This window comes from Amphritea pacifica (assembly GCF_016924145.1).
Classification (GTDB): domain Bacteria; phylum Pseudomonadota; class Gammaproteobacteria; order Pseudomonadales; family Balneatricaceae; genus Amphritea; species Amphritea pacifica.
On sequence record NZ_JAFFZO010000246.1, the window covers coordinates 1 to 255 of the forward strand.

At 46.3% G+C, this 255-nt stretch carries 1 protein-coding gene; it reads right to left on the reverse strand.

Annotated elements, in window-relative coordinates; genetic code table 11:
* A partial coding sequence (locus JW499_RS22225) for an ATP-binding cassette domain-containing protein (protein WP_205212493.1) occupies nt 1–247 on the reverse strand: 247 nt, incomplete at its 3' end.
* Nucleotides 248–255: the final 8 nt, after the last annotated feature.

The following is a 255-nucleotide window of genomic DNA, read 5'->3' on the forward strand; positions in this document are numbered from 1 at the left end:
CGATATTTTTTATATCTTCATTCAGGGGGATATCGTTGACGATGATATCGCCTTTCTGGTGCTCTTCCAGTCGGTTAATACAGCGGATCATGGTGGATTTACCCGACCCCGAAGGCCCGCAAATGACGATCTTCTCGCCCTGTTTAACCTCCAGGTTTATGTTTTTCAGGACATGAAACTCGCCGTACCATTTGTTCAGGTCGCGCAGTTCCACCATCAGTTTTTCAGTCGCGTGTGAATGACTCATCTCAAAAT